The organism is Nitrosospira sp. Nsp13, assembly GCF_900101945.1.
GTDB classification, from domain to species: domain Bacteria; phylum Pseudomonadota; class Gammaproteobacteria; order Burkholderiales; family Nitrosomonadaceae; genus Nitrosospira; species Nitrosospira multiformis_D.
The window spans coordinates 610601-627748 of record NZ_FMVD01000001.1 but is presented as its reverse complement, the minus strand read 5'-3'; the positions used below and the strand labels follow the sequence as shown (position 1 = coordinate 627748).

15 protein-coding genes are annotated in these 17148 nt (G+C 56.1%); 9 read left to right on the top strand and 6 right to left on the bottom strand.

Annotation, left to right across the window (positions count from 1 at the left end):
* Positions 1 to 19: 19 nt before the first annotated feature.
* The 6 genes from BLO43_RS02860 to crcB form a co-directional block, all read right to left on the bottom strand.
* Positions 20 to 3247, bottom strand: a complete 3228-nt coding sequence (locus BLO43_RS02860; protein ID WP_254773291.1) for a hypothetical protein — start codon at positions 3245 to 3247, stop codon at positions 20 to 22.
* A gap of 294 nt (positions 3248 to 3541) precedes the next feature.
* Positions 3542 to 5557 carry a multicopper oxidase family protein gene (locus tag BLO43_RS02855; protein ID WP_254773290.1) on the bottom strand — a complete coding sequence of 672 codons (2016 nt, stop codon included), beginning with the start codon at positions 5555 to 5557 and terminating at the stop codon, positions 3542 to 3544.
* Positions 5558 to 5849: 292 nt separating this feature from the next.
* The gene (locus BLO43_RS02850) at positions 5850 to 6269 is read right to left on the bottom strand and encodes a hypothetical protein (protein WP_090905690.1); all 420 of its coding nucleotides are present in this window, start codon (positions 6267 to 6269) and stop codon (positions 5850 to 5852) included.
* A gap of 11 nt (positions 6270 to 6280) precedes the next feature.
* Positions 6281 to 7990: a tyrosinase family protein gene (locus BLO43_RS02845; RefSeq protein WP_090905689.1), complete on the bottom strand. Its 1710-nt coding sequence runs from the start codon at positions 7988 to 7990 to the stop codon at positions 6281 to 6283.
* A gap of 262 nt (positions 7991 to 8252) precedes the next feature.
* Positions 8253 to 8570 carry a DUF190 domain-containing protein gene (locus BLO43_RS02840; protein WP_074632531.1) on the bottom strand — a complete coding sequence of 106 codons (318 nt, stop codon included), beginning with the start codon at positions 8568 to 8570 and terminating at the stop codon, positions 8253 to 8255.
* Positions 8571 to 8743: 173 nt separating this feature from the next.
* Positions 8744 to 9130, bottom strand: coding sequence for a fluoride efflux transporter CrcB (crcB, locus tag BLO43_RS02835; RefSeq protein WP_090905688.1), 387 nt, complete (start codon positions 9128 to 9130; stop codon positions 8744 to 8746).
* Between the two features lie 202 nt (positions 9131 to 9332).
* On the opposite strand from crcB, the gene atpD reads away from it, so the two are divergent.
* The 9 genes from atpD (at position 9333) to BLO43_RS02790 (ending at position 16797) form a co-directional block, all read left to right on the top strand.
* Positions 9333 to 10805: a F0F1 ATP synthase subunit beta gene (gene atpD, locus BLO43_RS02830; RefSeq protein WP_090905687.1), complete on the top strand. Its 1473-nt coding sequence runs from the start codon at positions 9333 to 9335 to the stop codon at positions 10803 to 10805.
* A complete protein-coding gene (locus BLO43_RS02825; protein WP_090905686.1) occupies positions 10802 to 11191 on the top strand; it encodes a F0F1 ATP synthase subunit epsilon in 390 nt (129 codons plus the stop codon). Before atpD ends, BLO43_RS02825 begins: the two co-directional genes overlap by 4 nt.
* Positions 11184 to 11567, top strand: coding sequence for an AtpZ/AtpI family protein (locus BLO43_RS02820; RefSeq protein WP_090905685.1), 384 nt, complete (start codon positions 11184 to 11186; stop codon positions 11565 to 11567). Before BLO43_RS02825 ends, BLO43_RS02820 begins: the two co-directional genes overlap by 8 nt.
* Positions 11564 to 11920: an ATP synthase subunit I gene (locus BLO43_RS02815; protein ID WP_090905684.1), complete on the top strand. Its 357-nt coding sequence runs from the start codon at positions 11564 to 11566 to the stop codon at positions 11918 to 11920. Before BLO43_RS02820 ends, BLO43_RS02815 begins: the two co-directional genes overlap by 4 nt.
* Positions 11910 to 12653, top strand: coding sequence for a F0F1 ATP synthase subunit A (locus tag BLO43_RS02810; RefSeq protein WP_090905683.1), 744 nt, complete (start codon positions 11910 to 11912; stop codon positions 12651 to 12653). Before BLO43_RS02815 ends, BLO43_RS02810 begins: the two co-directional genes overlap by 11 nt.
* A gap of 95 nt (positions 12654 to 12748) precedes the next feature.
* A complete protein-coding gene (locus BLO43_RS02805; protein WP_041514322.1) occupies positions 12749 to 13030 on the top strand; it encodes a F0F1 ATP synthase subunit C in 282 nt (93 codons plus the stop codon).
* A 3-nt stretch (positions 13031 to 13033) separates the two neighbouring features.
* Positions 13034 to 13972 (top strand): F0F1 ATP synthase subunit delta, encoded by a 939-nt coding sequence (locus BLO43_RS02800; protein WP_090905682.1) that lies wholly within the window; start codon positions 13034 to 13036, stop codon positions 13970 to 13972.
* 267 nt (positions 13973 to 14239) lie between these two features.
* Positions 14240 to 15844: an alternate F1F0 ATPase, F1 subunit alpha gene (locus BLO43_RS02795; protein WP_090905681.1), complete on the top strand. Its 1605-nt coding sequence runs from the start codon at positions 14240 to 14242 to the stop codon at positions 15842 to 15844.
* On the top strand, positions 15841 to 16797 hold the full coding sequence (locus BLO43_RS02790) for a F0F1 ATP synthase subunit gamma (RefSeq protein WP_090905680.1): 957 nt from the start codon (positions 15841 to 15843) through the stop codon (positions 16795 to 16797). The genes BLO43_RS02795 and BLO43_RS02790 overlap by 4 nt, the downstream gene beginning before the upstream one ends.
* Positions 16798 to 17148 lie beyond the last annotated feature (351 nt).

Genomic DNA, 17148 nt, shown 5'->3' with positions numbered 1-17148 from the left:
CCGCATAGGTTGAGGTTCCTCAGAATGCCGTCGCCAGATACTCAAACAAGAGTACGAGGCCATATCCCCCGGATGGCAGCGCGATCGCAGCACCGAATACCGGGTGCTGGGTGAATGGCAGGAAGGCGCCTCTTTGATTGTTCCTGATCGCCCCAAGTGTCCACTCGATCTCGTGCTTTTGCGACTCCCCATACGTTGTTTGATCCGGCAGTTCAAGAAGCTTCTTTTCCAGCCGCTTTATAGCTTCCCGTTTGGTCATTTCGGCGGAACGCCGCAATGCCATCGCATTGACGACAACGAGGATCGCATTGAGGGCGAAGATAATGACGAGCGCGGCTGGAAATCCCCAATTATCGAAGTAATTGTGGCGGGCGATTGCCAGAAGCAACATGATGACAAAAGGAAAATAGATAAAATTACCGATGACCGTTGTTCGTTCGGCGACCAATTCAATGCCGAGCCACTCATCCAGATTGTCTTTATCCATGTTTGTGCCCGTACTATTGCCTCGTCCCCGCTCTTTGGCTATTTTTGTAAGCGAGCCATCGGACCACTGGATTTTCTTGATGGCGACACATTCCACCCATCTGCGGCAGAGTCGCGTGGCATCTATCACATAGAATATCAGGATCAACATCATGATCACGCTCAAGATTATGATATTTTCATTAATTGTAAAGCAGCCCTGGCCGCGGCAGGGTGTGTTGGGGAAACCGAAAAGAACCATCATCAGAAATGCGAAAAGCAACGCAAGCGCCACTTGCGGCACGCCCCGCATGGCAAAGTTTCCCAGTTCCCCAAGTACGGCGTATTCCCGCCAAAGGCGCGCGGCATTGACCTGATCCGCCGTTTGCGGCCGCCAGGTGTGTATTCCCACGCTACGGCGAAGCGACCACGTGGATAAGGCGGGAGAATCACGATCCAGTTTATCCACGGGCGCGCCATCTTCGTCTGTAAGATTAAAATCACGCGCCAGAATGCTCTCGTTGTCTTTCATCTTTCGCCAGGAATACCAGAGAAAGATCGCGCTCATCACCAATGCGAGCAGGCGAATTGACGCCGCCGGCCATGCGCTGATTCCTTCAGTCAGGGTGAACGGCTCGTTCTCCGCTGGATTCGGCACCATCCAGGTCATCAGTGCCGCCACGCCGTAACCCGCCGCGCCCGCCATGGCGAGGCCCAGCCAGAACCATTTGTTCGAGGCAAGCCTGAGGCAGGCATCTGCCACCGCGCTGCTGATCAGCATGGCGGTGAGGACAAGTACAACCGCCGCGAGTGCCATCCCGCCCATCTGTTTCAGGTTTCGCCATGTGCCGGAATAAGTTTCCAGATCCGGACGCTGCGCGTGGATGCTTGCGTAATCCGAAGCCTGAGGACCAATGTTTGTTTGGATATCGGTGCTGATATCAAAGGCGCCGTGCCGCCCGATTTCATATAATCGTGGTGCTACATTCCCGGAAAATATCGCCGGCTGCGGTTCTTTGCCCTTGCCCACGCTCAACTGGAAACAGTCCGGACAATCCGCCCTTGCTGAAAAATGCTCCAAGGCCCATAGGGCCGCATAGAACAGCGATGTCTGGTAATTATCGCGGAATGGGGGGATGGGTGTTTGCAGTGCTGGCTGGAGTTCCAGCCCAAAGTGCGAAGCAACGATGAGATTACGTGTGAACTGCCACTGAGGAGGGTAGGCCAGTCTGGCGTTAAGATCGGTAGTAAAAAAGATGGCGCGGGGGAATGTCTGGCGCAGTGCCTGCAGAATCAGGAGCTTGTCATAGACATCGCTGCCCAGCACGCCGATTGCCTTGAATTCCTCTCCGCTCCTCGCTTCCTCCTGTTTCAAAGCCGCCGCCAGTCTGAGGAGATAATCCAGTTGACCGCGGCCTTCGGGGCGCTGTCCGGCATTCTGCTCAACATCCTGAGAGGAGCCTTCGTACCATGCCTTTACCTTGGACTGAGCGCCCTCTTTTTTCTGGTCGTCCTCTTTCGCCGGTAATTCGCCGTCAAGTCCTGCAAGGTATGAATGCGGGGTTATCCAGCCGGGCCATTCGTCTCTGCGCAATTTATTGATTTCGGATTCCAGCGCCGGGCCGGCTTTGCCGGAACCGTTATTCATCGCCACCGCCGCAAAGGTGCGTGGAAGCGAGCGGCCATAAAGCGTATCCCATTCCGAAATCAACGCGACTTTCGGGTTGCAATCCTTGTCCGGGCAAGGTTTCAAATCCACCCGGCGGCGCTTCAATTCCTGTAGAAGGTGCTCCGCCAGCATGGCATCCGTCTTGATCGTCCTGATAAACTCGATTCTCGGGTACTTGAATAGCTCTTCAACGGTCCTCTTTGCCTCCGGGCCGTCGCTGTGCAGACCCGATGAGCCAGGCTGCATGGGCGGATAGTCCAGCAGAAAGGTATCCTCCGCGGTTGCCCAGGGGGAATAGAATTTGAGATGCTTTAATGTGCCGAAAAGGGGATTTGCGAGAAGACTGGATTGCATATTGCGCAACTCTTTCAGCATGGCGCTCAGGGTAGCGGAGCTTCGCGGTCCCAGTACGCTATATACGGGTTCTATTTGCGGCAGGCTTTTACCGAGCGTTTCATCAAGATGCGCCAGCAGTTTATCCAGTCGTCCGAAATCCTGGTCTTTGAGCCATACGACCAAAACGTGTTTGCCATATTCCTGGTCCCGGAGTTTTGCCTTCGGGATAAACAGCTCGACCGGGATCAGCAGGGACGAAGCATCGGTCTCCAGCGCTTTTGCCTGATCCCACCTGAATATGCGGATGTGCTCACCCGATTCGGGCACATAACCCGCCGCGCCCAAAGCCGATACCATGGCGTAACGGTCCCTGAGCCGGGATTCGACGCCATTGACATAAGGGCTGCCGTCCACGAATACCGGCACGATACGAAGACCGGATCGAATGCTGGATTCCCCGATGACCTTGATCAGGTTATTCAGTGTGTGCGGGTCGTCGGTTAACCCTGGCTGTTTTGGCTGTTTCGCCTCCTGGAGCCGATGTGTTTCCACCGCTTCGAATGGGTCCTGCCACAGGCGTGCCTGCACCAAGCCCTTTTCCAGAGATCCTTTGCTTGCTATTTCCTTGTCGACGGGTCGGGAAGTTTTGAGCGATATCCCCTCGTAGATGAGGAAACTGCTGACGATCGCCATCAACGCGAAGATCCCCGTCAGCGGCAGTTTGGATTTGTCGTCTTGTTGTTCCGCCATATGCAAGGTTTTTTCGGCCGGCCGCATGCGCGAGTGATGCACCGGCTGCTGGTTATGCGTCGTAATTATTTATAGCATGGATGGCGGTAAAAACCCATTATGCCGGGGATTCTTACGGAGTTGGGGTGACGTACCTGGCAAAACTGCAGTGCGTACGAATAATTTCATGGAAAAGGCGAACTGGTTCCGGGAGGCAGGAGCAAAATCGCGATGGAATCCCGTGTGGATACATGATCGCAGTCAATGTATTCGGCATATTATTGCGTCGGATTACGCTGCGCTAATCCGACCTACAATAACTTCGCCCTGGACGTGGTACTTTTAGTGGTGGCCGTGACTCTCGCTTCCACCGCCATCCGGCAGGGCAATGCGGACGTTTTGCATCATCCCCTGGTCTTCATGGTCCAGGATGTGGCAGTGCAGCACGAAGTCACCGATATAGCGTTGATAACGGGTGCGCACGACCAGCGTGTATTGGCCGGGCGGCTTGCCAGGGGGCACCAGGTTTTTCACCCATAGCGTATCTTTCCATACGCCCTTCAGTGCGCGGTATTGCGGGTCGGGTGCGTCAATCGAATCCACGGCGTCGGCAGTGCTGACGTCCTTCCCGTTGGGGTCCAGAATCTTGACGATCTGGAAAGGATTGACATGTATGTGGAAGGGATGGCTGACGAAATCGGACTTCAACGTCCACTCGTCCACGCCGCCCAGTGTAAGCACCCGGTCGATTCTGCCCGGATCATAGGGCTTGCCATTCACCTGGAATTCCGCCGGACTCTTGTTGACGTCTATATTGAACCGGAGCTCCTGGGTGCCGGTAACCTCGCTATCCTTGATGTCGGCATGCGGCACGAACTTGGTAAGCTTCAAGCCATCGCGCAGGTCGCTTGCCACCCTCGACTGGATGGAATCGGGCATGTTGACCTTGGCCGCGGCGATGAGCTCCCGGGTCAAATAGGCGGTGATGTCGCGAGGAACCGGGTGGCCTGGATCGACGGTGACGAGGCCCAGCAACTGGCGTGACGGCGGGGCCTGTTCCACGCTCGCGGATGGTGGAGCCGCATCGTCAATCACGCAGTAAACGCCCGCTTGAGGAAAAACCATCAATGTATCCCAGCGATAGGCGGGCTGATAGACAGCGACATTGGTCTTGATCACGGCCTTTGTAGTCAGCCCATCCGCCGCGATCAGGTGTTGCGGCAGCGCCGGACCGGTACAGTTCTCTTGCACATAGGCATTATGCTGGGCCGCCGTTAACAGGGCGGGGCTACGGCCGCCTTCCTTCAGCTTGCGGAACTGTAGGTTGATGGTGTCGCGAACGCCGCCATGGATTACACGCCAGCGTTCGATCTGCCCCGCTCTGGCGCCGCCGAAGGTGGGAAGAACCTGGCCATTGATACTGGTGTAGCGGCCCGAAGCGGGCCACGTGCCGGGGCCGAACTGATCGTATCCTTCGATACCGCCGACATCGCCCGGATCGCATTTGTAGCTGCCGTTCGCGTTTGTCTTGATCTTACCCTGCGCGTCGCGGCAAGCGTACTGGATCTGCTGCATGACCAGCAAGCGCTCGGTGAAAGGCTGGGTGGTAGTGGGTGCCAACAAGGTGTCAATATCACCGTTCGACTCCTGCGAGGGGTAGCGCGTGCCGCGGATAATGAGTGCTCCGGCCATGCCGCTGGCCACTTGCAATGCGGTGGAACCATGGCGATGCGTGTGATACCAGAATGTGCCCGCCGGATGATCGGACGGTACCTTGTATTCATACTGGAAGCTGACGCCGGGGTTGATGGAGATGAGCACATTGTCGCCATTGCCTGCCGGATTTACCCATAGGCCGTGCGTATGCAGGTTTGTGCCGTTGAAGCAGTGGGGTATGTTGACATCCTTACCCTCCTTGATGCAGCTTGGGTCCGGGGGAAGCTGATTATGCAACGTCATGCGGATCGTCTCACCGGGCAGGATGGAGATGGTGGGCGACACGTAGGGAGCGTCAGGGTTGACCCCTTTGCCCTGATAGCTTCGCAATTTCACCGCGTCGTAGCGCTGTTCAGCCGGATTCCAGATCTTGCCGTTGGTATAGGTGACGTTCAGGTCCAACGCCGCTTCGGCCGCCGGTGCGGGTACGCCCTCGGGTGCGGCCATGCGCGCTTCTTCCCGCGGTCTGGCCGGGCGGATGATCTCCAGCAACGGTGGATTTTCCACCACACGATTATTCTCTAATCGATCTTCCGGTTGGGCATTCACCAGGGATGCCAAGGCGCACAATGCGAATGCGGACAGCGCAAGGGCGCGGAGCGGGGTACGAATTAAACCTGAATCGGGTAGTTGATCGCTCATTTAATAGATTAGTAATTTAATGATTAATAAGAATATTTCATATTATTCGACTTTCATCTCTCGGGTGAGGCCTCTACAGGGTGAATTGCACAGTTCTTGCGGCACATAGCTGCGTTGCAACTTCTTGGAATGGGACGGCCATTCCGCGTCGTCGCGCCTTGTCCCGCGCTCCAAAAACCGCATACTTCACCTCGTCCAACTACCGGATTCAGGCTTAAAGGCACGAATCCTCATACTGGATCAATGGCGGGCTCACAAAAAGCATCGCGGATCTCTGCGACACTTTTTCGGACTAGAAGCTGATCGGCACATAAATCAGATTGATGCTTTCTACCTCGCCCGGTTGCGGCGAGCGAGCGGGCGTGCCGGGTGCATCGACCGTAAGGCGCAATTGCACGCGGTTATTTACAATGACGCTTTGGGGAAGGGGAATGGTGTGTGTGACGGCCTCTTGCCCCGGCTGCGCACCGAAAGGCGAGACGGTACCGAGCAATATTCCTTTGCGTGTGCTGACACGGATCTCCGTTCCCCGCGGAAGCTTGCCCGCACGGACCTGCACCCATACCGCCTCCTGAGGAGTCGCGGGACGAGTCAGCGCCAGCTCGATCACCCCCTGCTGGGAATCACCTTCAGCCTTCGTGCAGCTTACGCATACGGCGGAAAATGCCAATACAATAATGATTGATGCAAGGCCAGACCACTGTCGGTACATGATTCTCCCGGTCAATGCGCTTCCACCACGATGGAAAGGACTTCGGCCTTTGTTTCCATGCCGGGCTTCGCCGCCAGCGCCCGGTGCATGGCCATCTGCTCCGGCACGATCCGGATATCCAGCGGCGCATCTGCTTTCAGGAGTTTACCTTCATGCATCGCGGCGAGCGCACCCGATAATGGTATGGTGAAGGTGACGGGTGCGTGCACAATGTGATGACCGAACATCGAGAGCGTGCCCGCATAGTGCGGACTTGAAGGGTCTGCCCCAGTCGCGCCGGCCGGTGCATTGACCAGAACGGTGAAATCGCGGCCATGCGCCAGCGGAGGAAGAGCGATCGTTACCTGTGCGAAAAGCCTCGGTGCCTCCGGTTCCGTTGTCGCCTGGAGCAGCGCGTGCGGAATCGTCACGGCGCCGCTCGCTGTCCCGGTTGTGCTTGCTGGCGGGCGGGTAATTTGTGCGCTGAAACGCTCAATCCGGGTAGCCTTTGCCTTGAGCGCTCCGGCGGCCAGGGCCATCGGCACCACTTGTTCACCCGATCCCGGCTGATAATCGTAATTGAAATCGCCGATCGTGGCGTAGTTGCCGGCAGTCGTTTTGCTTACCGGCCGTCCCTTCGAATCGACAAAGAACACGAAAGGCTCCGCAGACCACGTGTCAAGATCCGAACCTTCCGGCAGAACAGGATATCCGCGCGCCTGTTGCTTACGGGTCCATACGTCCCACAACCGGTCGATATTCGAGTGATGCAGGAAAAAGAGGGGATCGACGGGCGACAGGTTGGCTTGCATGAATCCGCCGCTGTTAGTGGTGTTGCCGCCGGGATCGGTAAAGATGCCGCCCACACAATTATGTACTCTGTTGTGCGGCTGCCCCTCTAGAACGCCGAAGCCGGTCAACCCGCTGTGGCCTATTGTTTTGGGGCTGGCAAACGTGAGGAAATCGCGTGGCGCGAGTGCATCCAGCAGGGTTTGCAGGGAAACGGCCTTTGCCGTTTTGCCATCGAGCTGCGGCTTCGCTTTTGTCACGCCGCGCGCATGGGCCCGATCAAAAAAGAAGGCGCCTCTCGGATCATTGATGATGTCGAACCAGAGGTCATCGGGCGTGCGGATGCCGCGAGCGAGGAGCTGGCCATATTGTGTTCCATCGTCAAATTCACCATTGGGTTTGTAGATGCGCTTCCAATAATCCGCCTTCGCCATGACATCCCAGTAGCGGGCGTGGAATTCATCGAAGTGCGCGATATAAGCAGGATCGGTGGGTGTAAGCACGTCATCGAACATGACGGCGGGGACGCTTGGCCGGAATGGATTTCGCGGGTCCGTATTCTCGCTCCAATCCCAGTAGGGCAGTGCGAAGGTCGGGTCGCCGCTGAGTTCCCGGCAAATCTGCTCGAACCAGCCGATATAGCCGCGATGCCATACCAGGAACCACCAATTGCCATGCGGGCAGTCCATTGTGTGGGTCAGGGCGAGGCGATACCAATTACGCGGATCCGAAGGCGGCAGCGCAAGCATCGCGCGGATCGCCTTTTTGTAGCTCTCGATGGATCGTTTCGCCTCGGGACTTGAAATGTTCAGGCGCCGGTACTTTGCAGGTGCTTGCGCATGGAGATTGCCAAATGGAAGGGTGGTCGCGCCCACGACGGTAGCGGCGGCGGCCGTTGTTTTCAGAAACTCACGGCGGGACATGGATAATGGCCGCAATTCATCATTTTGCATGGGAGGAGCCTTATTCTGGTTGTTGTGTCACCACGATTAGATAATTAAACGGCATTCCCGGATAGCTGTAAGATCTTACAGGTATTGCGGGATAGTCTGCTTTCAACGTGGTAGCGCGCTAGGGCGTATTCCGGGATTAGACTAACGCTGGACTCAGCGGATGGGGTGATCGGCTAAATTCTGGCTAAATTGCGGATTGGGCTGTGCCAACCCGGTCTGTTGGCAGTGGTATGGAATTGAGACGAATGAAAGTAATCTGCCGTCACGCCGGCAAAAATCCATACTCGACGGGGAATTTGACATAAAACAGGTCCAGGTTTTCTGCCTGCAATAACTCCAGAAAGCGCTTGGCTTCCTCTTCGTTCAGGACAAAACTCACTTCTACCGGAAGATCCGCCGCAAGCTCAAGAAATGTTTCCTCGTGCAGTATGCCGTGCCGGCCGAATCCGGCTATCGCGCGTATGGCCGTGCCACCGCGAAAGCCGCATTTTTTTGCGCGCTCCAGCAGCCACTCGTATAAGAGTATGCCGCCGTGCTCACGGTATTCGCCCACAAAGAATTTGAGAAATATGCCTTGCATGTTGGTCTCCCATTTACTCCTGTTTACTCCCTCATTATTTTTTCTTATTGATCTGGCCGGTCCATATTTCGCCGCTTTTTTGACCAATAGAACAACTATTGGCCTGAAAAATCGTCAAAATCTGTCCTCGCCCAACCATTTTTTCGCTTCGATTCTTCAAGTCCGACAGGCTGCTAGGACTGCGCCAGCCATTTGATCGTCACTATACCCAGTATCGTCATGGCAATGGAACCTGCCAGATGTAAAAAAATGATAATGCAAGCCCAGCCATATTGCTCGCGCAACAACAGCGTAACCGTTTCAGCGGAAAAAGTGGAAAAAGTGGTCAATCCGCCAAGAAATCCGGTGATGGCGAACAGCCGTGCTTCGGGTGGCAGCATCGTGTTGTGATGAAAATATTCGACCGCCATGCCGACGAGATAACCGCCGGTTAAATTGGCAGCCAGAGTGCCGAAAGGAAGGGTGGGAAATACTGGATTCAGGATGATGCCAAACCACCAACGCAGCCATGCCCCCAAGGCTGCACCCGCTCCCACCGCCGTTACCGCATAGATGCCCATTTTTCGTTCTCGTTGATGGGGAAGATATAAGAATACAGCGAATAAAAAATTTCGGCCATCGTGTTTGGAACAGGACAGAATTTCATCGCAGCTTTTCGTTGGGTTACGCTGTGCTAACCCTGCGAAACTATAACTATCGTATTAAGCATGCTATACATAAATTATTGCGTAGTTATATCATCGCCTTGACTGCCGGGGACATATGAATACTGCGACTGCTGCTTTTTCAGAACTCGGTTCCGTTGTTTCCGTGCGCGGAGGCATCGTGGACATACGATTTGAAAATCGCGTGCCGCCTATCCATTCATTATTGCGCACCGGGCAGCAAGGGAAAATAGTTATCGAGGTGTTGTCCCAGCTCGACGGGCATAACGTGCGGGGGATCGCGCTGACACCCACGCAGGGTCTTGCACGGGGCATGCCGGTTACGGATACACACGGGCCGCTGATGGTGCCGGTAGGTAACGCCACCCTCTCGCGTGTATTCGACGTTTTCGGCAACCCTATCGACCGGCAGCCGGCGCCCATAAACGTAGAATGGCGTAGCGTCCATCATTCGTCACCCCCGTTGGCGCGGCGCTCCACCAAATCCGAGATTTTTGAGACGGGCATCAAGATCATTGATGTGCTGATGCCCCTGGAGCGGGGGGGAAAAGCGGGCCTACTTGGTGGCGCGGGCGTGGGCAAGACGATATTGCTTACCGAAATGATCCACAATGTGGCCGGGCAGCATGAGGGAGTCAGCATTTTTTGTGGCATAGGCGAACGCTGCCGCGAAGGGGAGGAACTCTATCGCGACATGAAAGCGGCAGGGGTGCTGGAAAACATGGTGATGGTCTTCGGCCAGATGAATGAGCCTCCCGGCGCGAGGTTTCGTGTAGGTCATGCGGCGCTGACCATGGCCGAGTATTTTCGCGATGACGAGCATCGTGATGTATTACTGCTGGTGGACAATATTTTCCGTTTCATCCAGGCGGGCATGGAGGTGTCCGGACTGATGGGCCAGATGCCGTCGCGCCTGGGGTATCAGCCGACGATGAGCACGGAACTGGCACAGCTGGAAGAACGTATTGCCAATACCGATACCGGTGCGATCACGTCGATTCAGGCGGTGTATGTTCCGGCGGACGATTTCACCGATCCTGCGGCTGTCCACGCTTTTTCCCACCTTTCCGCATCCATCGTACTTTCGCGCAAACGCGCCAGCGAGGGGTTGTATCCGGCTATCGATCCGTTGCAATCCAATTCCAAAATGGCGACACCGGGTGTTACCGGCGAGCGGCATTACCGGATCGCGCAGGAGATCCGGCGCACGCTCGCGCAATATGCGGAACTCAAGGACATCATCGCCATGCTCGGACTGGAACAACTGTCTCCGGAAGACCGTAATGTGGTGGCTCGCGCGCGGCGGCTGGAGCGTTTCTTTACCCAGCCTTTTTTTACTACGGAGCAGTTTACCGGCATCAAGGGAAAGCTCGTCAGTCTCAAGGATGCACTGGATGGCTGCGAACGCATTCTCCAGGATGAGTTCAAGGATGTTCCGGAGCGGGCGCTATATATGATCGGGACGGTTGATGAGGTGAAAATTACAAAGGTGCGGGTAAAGCCGCAGCCCGGTTTGAATCCGGGTCCAAAGCCGGATTCCGAGGTAAGCATTATGCATGAATCCACATGAACCTTAAAATTCTTCTGCCCTACAGGGTTTTCACCGACAGGACCGGCATAACCCGCATTGTCGCCGAGACGGGTGAGGGGTCGTTCGGACTCCTGCCCAACCGGCTCGACTGCGTGGCGGCGCTGGTACCGGGAATTCTGATATTCGGGACAGAAGAAGAGGGTGAAATCTACGCTGCGGTCGATGAAGGCATCCTGATAAAAACGGGTGGGGAGGTACTGGTTTCGGTGCGAAATGCCGTAGAAGGAGCCGATCTCGCCACTTTGCGCGAGACCGTGAAAAATGAGTTCCTGAATCTTGATGAGCAGGAGCTGAGTTTGCGACGGGTAGTGGCGAAAATGGAAAGCGGTTTTATCCGCCGCTTCGCGGAATTTCATCATGAGTAAGGAATCAGGAGAAAAAGCGAGGGGGAAAGAAGCTGGAAAGACAGCCATCACAGCCGGGAGCGAGCCGGAATTAAGCCGGCAGGTGGGCGCCAGGGCGGCGCGCAAGCTCAAGGCGCGGCGCCGGGGTACCCAGACGGTCTGGTCGGGGTTGGGCATGATAGGGCTGGTGGGTTGGTCGGTGGTGGTGCCGACGCTGGCTGGCGCGGCGTTGGGTGTCTGGCTGGATCAACACGTCCCCATGAAACATTCCTGGACGCTGATGCTGTTGTTTATCGGTCTGATCATTGGCTGTGTGAATGCCTGGTATTGGGTAGACAAGGAAGATAAGGAAACCCATGAGGAGCGGGAGGAACCCGGAAAGGAGAAATTGCGATGAGTGAATTATGGAGTCTGGCGTTAGCGGTGGTAACGGGTATTCTTCTGGGGGCGATTTTCTTCGGCGGCCTGTGGTGGACAGTGCGCCACGGCATTTCATCCAATCGGGCGGGCCTCTGGTTCATGGGCAGCATGCTGCTGCGGATAGGCATCGTCATGACGGGTTTCTATTTTCTGCTGGGCCTGCCGGGGGAGGGCTGGAAAATGCTGCTTGCGGGCCTGCTCGGATTCATCATCGCGCGGCGGGCCGCGACGCGGCTTCTTCCGGTTCCTTTATCCGCGCTTTCGCCTAGTGGATTACCCATTGAATCGCCAGCAGGAAAGCCAGTGGGGGAGGCCAGCCATGCACCTTAGTCCCGACCATATCGTCTTCTGGGAATACGGCTTCCTGAAGCTGAATGCCACGATTGTTTATACCTGGGTATTGATGTTTGTGCTGGCGGTGGGTTCAAAAGCCATTACCCGCAAGCTCTCCATCGGACTGGAACGTTCCCGCTGGCAGAATCTGCTGGAAGTCGTCGTTATCGCCATCCGCAACCAGATTAAAGAAGTGGGCTTGCGCCAGCCGCTGACATACTTCGGTTTTCTTGGCACGCTGTTTGTGTTTATCGCGGTGGCAAGTCTCTTTACCGTTATTCCCGGCTATGAGCCGCCCACCGGTTCGCTCTCGACCACCACGGCGCTGGCGATCTGTGTTTTTATCGCAGTGCCGATATATGGCATAAAGGAGCAGGGACTGGGCGGCTACCTGAGTTCCTATCTCAAACCGGCGCCCCTCTTGCTGCCATTCAACATCATCGGCGAGTTTTCGCGCACACTGGCGCTGGCGATTCGCCTGTTCGGCAACATGATGAGCGGAACGATGATTCTTGCGATCCTGCTGACGATCACGCCGTTTATCTTTCCGATCGTCATGAGTGCGCTCGGCTTGGTGACGGGCATGGTGCAGGCTTATATTTTCAGTATTCTGGCCACGGTTTATATCGCGGCCGCCACCTCCGACCATGCCGATCATGCCAGTCGTCGCAATCATGGCGCGACGGAACCCGGAGTACCGGATGCGGGAAAGGGCCAGAAAATCAAATGATAAAGATTATGCTCATGAATCCGTCTTGATGTTTATGCATATTGAATCGGAGCCAAATTGATCGTTACAGATACCCATAAGCATAAGGAGAAACTATGGACAGCATGACCCTCATCGCAATCGTATCGATTCTCGCGGCCGGTCTGACGATCAGCTTGGGCGTGATAGGCCCGGCGCTGGGAGAAGGCAAGGCGGTTGCCACGGCGCTGACATCGCTTGCGCAGCAACCCGATGCCTCTGCGACCATCACCCGCACGCTATTCGTCGGCCTGGCGATCATCGAGTCGCTGGCCATTTACTGTTTCGTGGTTTCCATGATTCTCATTTTCGCCAATCCCTTCTGGAACCACGTTATTGCACAGGCTGCGGGAAAATAATCCGTGCTGATCGACTGGTTCACCGTTGTTGCGCAAGTCGTCAACTTCCTCATTCTGGTGTGGTTGTTGAAGCGCTTTTTTTATAAACCCATCCTCAAGGCCCTTGATGCGAGAGAGCAGCGGATTGCGGCGGAACTCGCCGATGCCGATGCGAAAAAAACGGAAGCCGAGAAAGAGCGCAACGCGTTTCAGCACAAGCATGAGGAGCTTGAGCAGCAGCGGGCCGCTCTTTTGAGCAAGGCTTCGGCCGAGGCGCGCACCGAGCGCCGGCGGCTGATCGCCGCCGCGCGGGAGGATGCGGATAACTTGCGTACCAGACGGGAAGAGGCATTGAGACGCGAATACCAGAGCCTGAGCGAAACGCTCACGCGGCGAATAAGCATGGAAGTATTCGCCATTGCCCGCAAGGTGCTGGCCGATCTCGCCAATACCACTCTCGAGGCGCACATCGCGGAAGCCTTTATCGGGCGCATGCGCGAGTTAAGTCCTGACGAGAAGGCGCGGCTGGCTTCGACAATCAAGACGCTGCCGCCTTCGACAGCCATATCGGCACCGGTGGTATTGGCAACGGCGGGAGCGGGCGCGATGGCAGCCAGCGTTCTGGTTCGCAGCGCATTTGATCTGCCTGCGGCGCAGCAAGAGGCGATTGCAGCCGTGATCAGGGAAAGCCTGGGTGTGGATATTTCCGTCCAGTTTGCGACCGAACCGGAACTGATCGGCGGCATTGAACTCGTCACGCATGGACATAAGGTGGCATGGAGTATCGTGGGTTATCTCGCATCGCTGGAAAAGGAGATAGGCAGACTGCTGAAAAATCATGTTGAAGGCGAGCTGGAATCCGAATCCAGCTCTGATACTGAAGCCCAATCTGAAACGGATCGTAGCGCTAAAGAAAGAAATAAAGGGCAGGAAAAAGTGACGGTATTGAAGCCCCGAACCTGAGTTCTTTAGGATTCAGGGTTAAACCTAAATCCGGCAGTTGACCACTCGCTTTTTAGCTTAATACTATGATCCACAAAGACCGTTTGCATTACTTGACCTTCACCTTTTTGGTGAGTTCGCTACAGGGTAGATTGTACGGTTTTTACGGCGCATGCCGGCGTTGCAACTCCTTGGAATGGAATGACCATTCCGCGTCGTTGCGCCTTGCCCTGCACCTCAAAAACCGCACACTCCACCCTGTCCAACTGCCGAATTTAGGTTAAACCAATGAAAATACCCGCCAAGAATCTGCAAAGTATCTTCGACAGTGCATTCGCGCAAATAGCGCAAGCACGGCAAGCCTGGACGCCGCAACTTTCATTGCGCGAGACAGGCGTTATCACGAGTATCGCCTCCGGTATCGCAAAAGTCTCCGGCCTTCCCGGCGTGGGTTTCGAGGAAGTGCTGAAGTTTCCCGGTGATTCATACGGCATAGCATTCAATGTTGAGGAAAATGAAATCGGTGTGATTCTGCTCGACGACTACTCGCAATTGCATACCGGCGATGAGGTCGAGCGCAGAGAGCACGTCATGGATGTGCCGGTGAGCGACAGGCTGATCGGACGAGTTGTCGATCCACTGGGGCGTCCGCTCGACGGCAAAGCGCCGGTCATTTCCACCCGGCGCCTGCCGATCGAACGCACCGCCCCGCACATCATGGACCGCGCACCCGTCACGGCGCCCCTGCAAACCGGCATCAAGGTTATCGATGCGCTTATCCCTGTGGGCCGCGGTCAGCGCGAGTTGATTCTGGGCGACCGGCAGACAGGCAAGACCGCCATCGCACTCGACACGATACTCAATCAACGAGACCAGAATGTACTGTGTGTTTATTGCGCTATCGGACAGCGTGCATCGGGTGTCGCAAGAGTGGTTGCCACTCTGCGCGAAAAAGGCGCGATGGAGTATACAGTGGTTGTGGTGACGGAAGGCGACGACCCTCCCGGCCTCGCCTATATCGCACCCTATGCCGCGACCAGCATAGCGGAATATTTCATGGAGCAGGGCCGCGATGTTCTGATCGTGTACGATGATTTGACCCACCACGCGCGCGCCTACCGCGAGCTCTCCCTGTTGCTGCGTCGGCCGCCGGGGCGCGAAGCTTATCCCGGTGACATTTTTTATATACATTCGCGCCTGCTGGAGCGTGCTACGCATCTGTGCGACTCGCTCGGTGGCGGTTCGTTGACCGCGCTGCCGATTGTCGAAACGGAAGCGCAGGATATTTCCGCCTATATTCCCACTAACCTGATTTCCATCACCGATGGCCAGATCTACCTCTCTCCGTCATTATTTGAATTGGGCGTGCTGCCCGCCATCGATGCCGGAAAATCCGTTTCGCGTGTTGGCGGCAAGGCTCAGCGCGGTGCTTACCGCGCGGTAGCGGGTGATCTGAAGCTTGATTACGCACAGTTTGAAGAACTGGAAACCTTTGCCCGCTTTGGTGCCAGGCTGGATGAGGATACCCGGGAGATTATCGAACACGGGCGGCGCATCCGTGCCTGTCTCAAGCAGCTTGAATCCACTCCGGTTGCCGTGCCTGAACAGATTGCGGTGCTGCTGGCGCTGACCGCCAGGCTGTTTGACGATGTGCCGCTCGACCGCATGGTGGATGCCGAGCAGGCTATAAGGGAGGCGGTGGCGGATATTCCATCCGAGGTACGTGTACGCATCGAAACCGCCGCAAATCTGAGTGGCGAAGATCGCGAATGGGTACTGCGAATCGCCCGCAAGGCACTGACCGGATTTCAGCCCGCACCAGAGCCAGAGCCAGAACCCGAGGCTGAGTTTGAGATCGAACCCAATGCCGATTCCGAGCAGGAAACGTCATGAGCGATACCACCGCGAGCCTGCGCCGGAAAATCGAAGGAGCCAGAGATCTGCGCGCAGTGGTTAGCACCATGAAGGCGCTGGCGGCGGCGAGCATTGGACAGTACGAGAAATCGGTGCATGCGCTGGATGGGTATTATCGTGCTGTACAGCTTGGTTTGAGTGTCTGCTTCCGCACAAGCGGATCCGCGGCAGCGGTAGCAGGGCAGAAAAAAGATGTGGGTATAACAGGCGCGGTGGTGTTTGGCTCGGATCAGGGGCTGGTGGGTCAATTCAACGATGTCGTGGCCGATTATGCCGTCCAGACGCTGGCGGCTCTGCCGGGCAAAAAAAAGATCTGGGCGGTAGGCGAGCGGGTGCATGACCGGCTGGCACTCACTGGCATGCCACTGGCGGGGCTTCTCACTGTTCCGCTTTCGATCAGGGCCATCACCCCGCTGGTGGGGCAGATTCTGTTTCAAATGCTGGTGCCGGAACAGGTAGACGGCGATGTCCAGTGGAAAAGGGAGGGCACGAATGAAATGTCGCAGCTTTATCTCTTTTATAACAGCTCCAGAGCGGGGGCGGTGTATGCGCCGGTCCATCAGCGCCTGCTGCCCCTGGACGCAGCCTGGCGGCGCGACCTTGCCAGCCTTCCCTGGCCAACGAAGAATCTGCCGGAGGTAATCGGCGGTAGTCCCGCAACGCTGCAAGCGCTCGTTCGAGAGTACCTGTTCGTCTCACTTTTCCGCGCCTGCGCTGAGTCTCTCGCAAGCGAGAATGCGAGCCGCCTGGCGGCAATGGAGCGCGCCGAAAAGAATATCGACCAATTGAGCACGGATCTTCACCATATGTTTTATCGCCTGCGCCAAAGCAAGATCGACGAGGAATTGTTTGATGTCATATCCGGAGTGGAAGCGCTGGCTGGGGCGGAGCAGGCAAGGCGGCCGGTAGATAGTGGGGATGGATGGGATTGAGGGGAGCCGGGACGCATTCTTGCGGATTGTTTACCTGGCCCATGGCACATGGGGGTAAGCGCGGATGCGGCGACCGCAACTCCAGCAACGTTATCCAACAAGTTGGTTTATGTCTTCAATACGGGGCCAATCAAGGATCCCGCAACACACCTGTAAAATATTACAGCTATTCATGAATAGCCCTTTGTTATTTAATTGCTGACTGCATCAGGGCATAAGGATAAGGGAGCAGTTCAGCTTGAGAACCATCTGCCAAGTCTGCCATATCTACCATATCTGCCCGTAGCATGTGGATTGTGCGCCCAGCCCGCTATCGCGATATCTGCCTGGAAAGGCAATGCGCATTTCTTA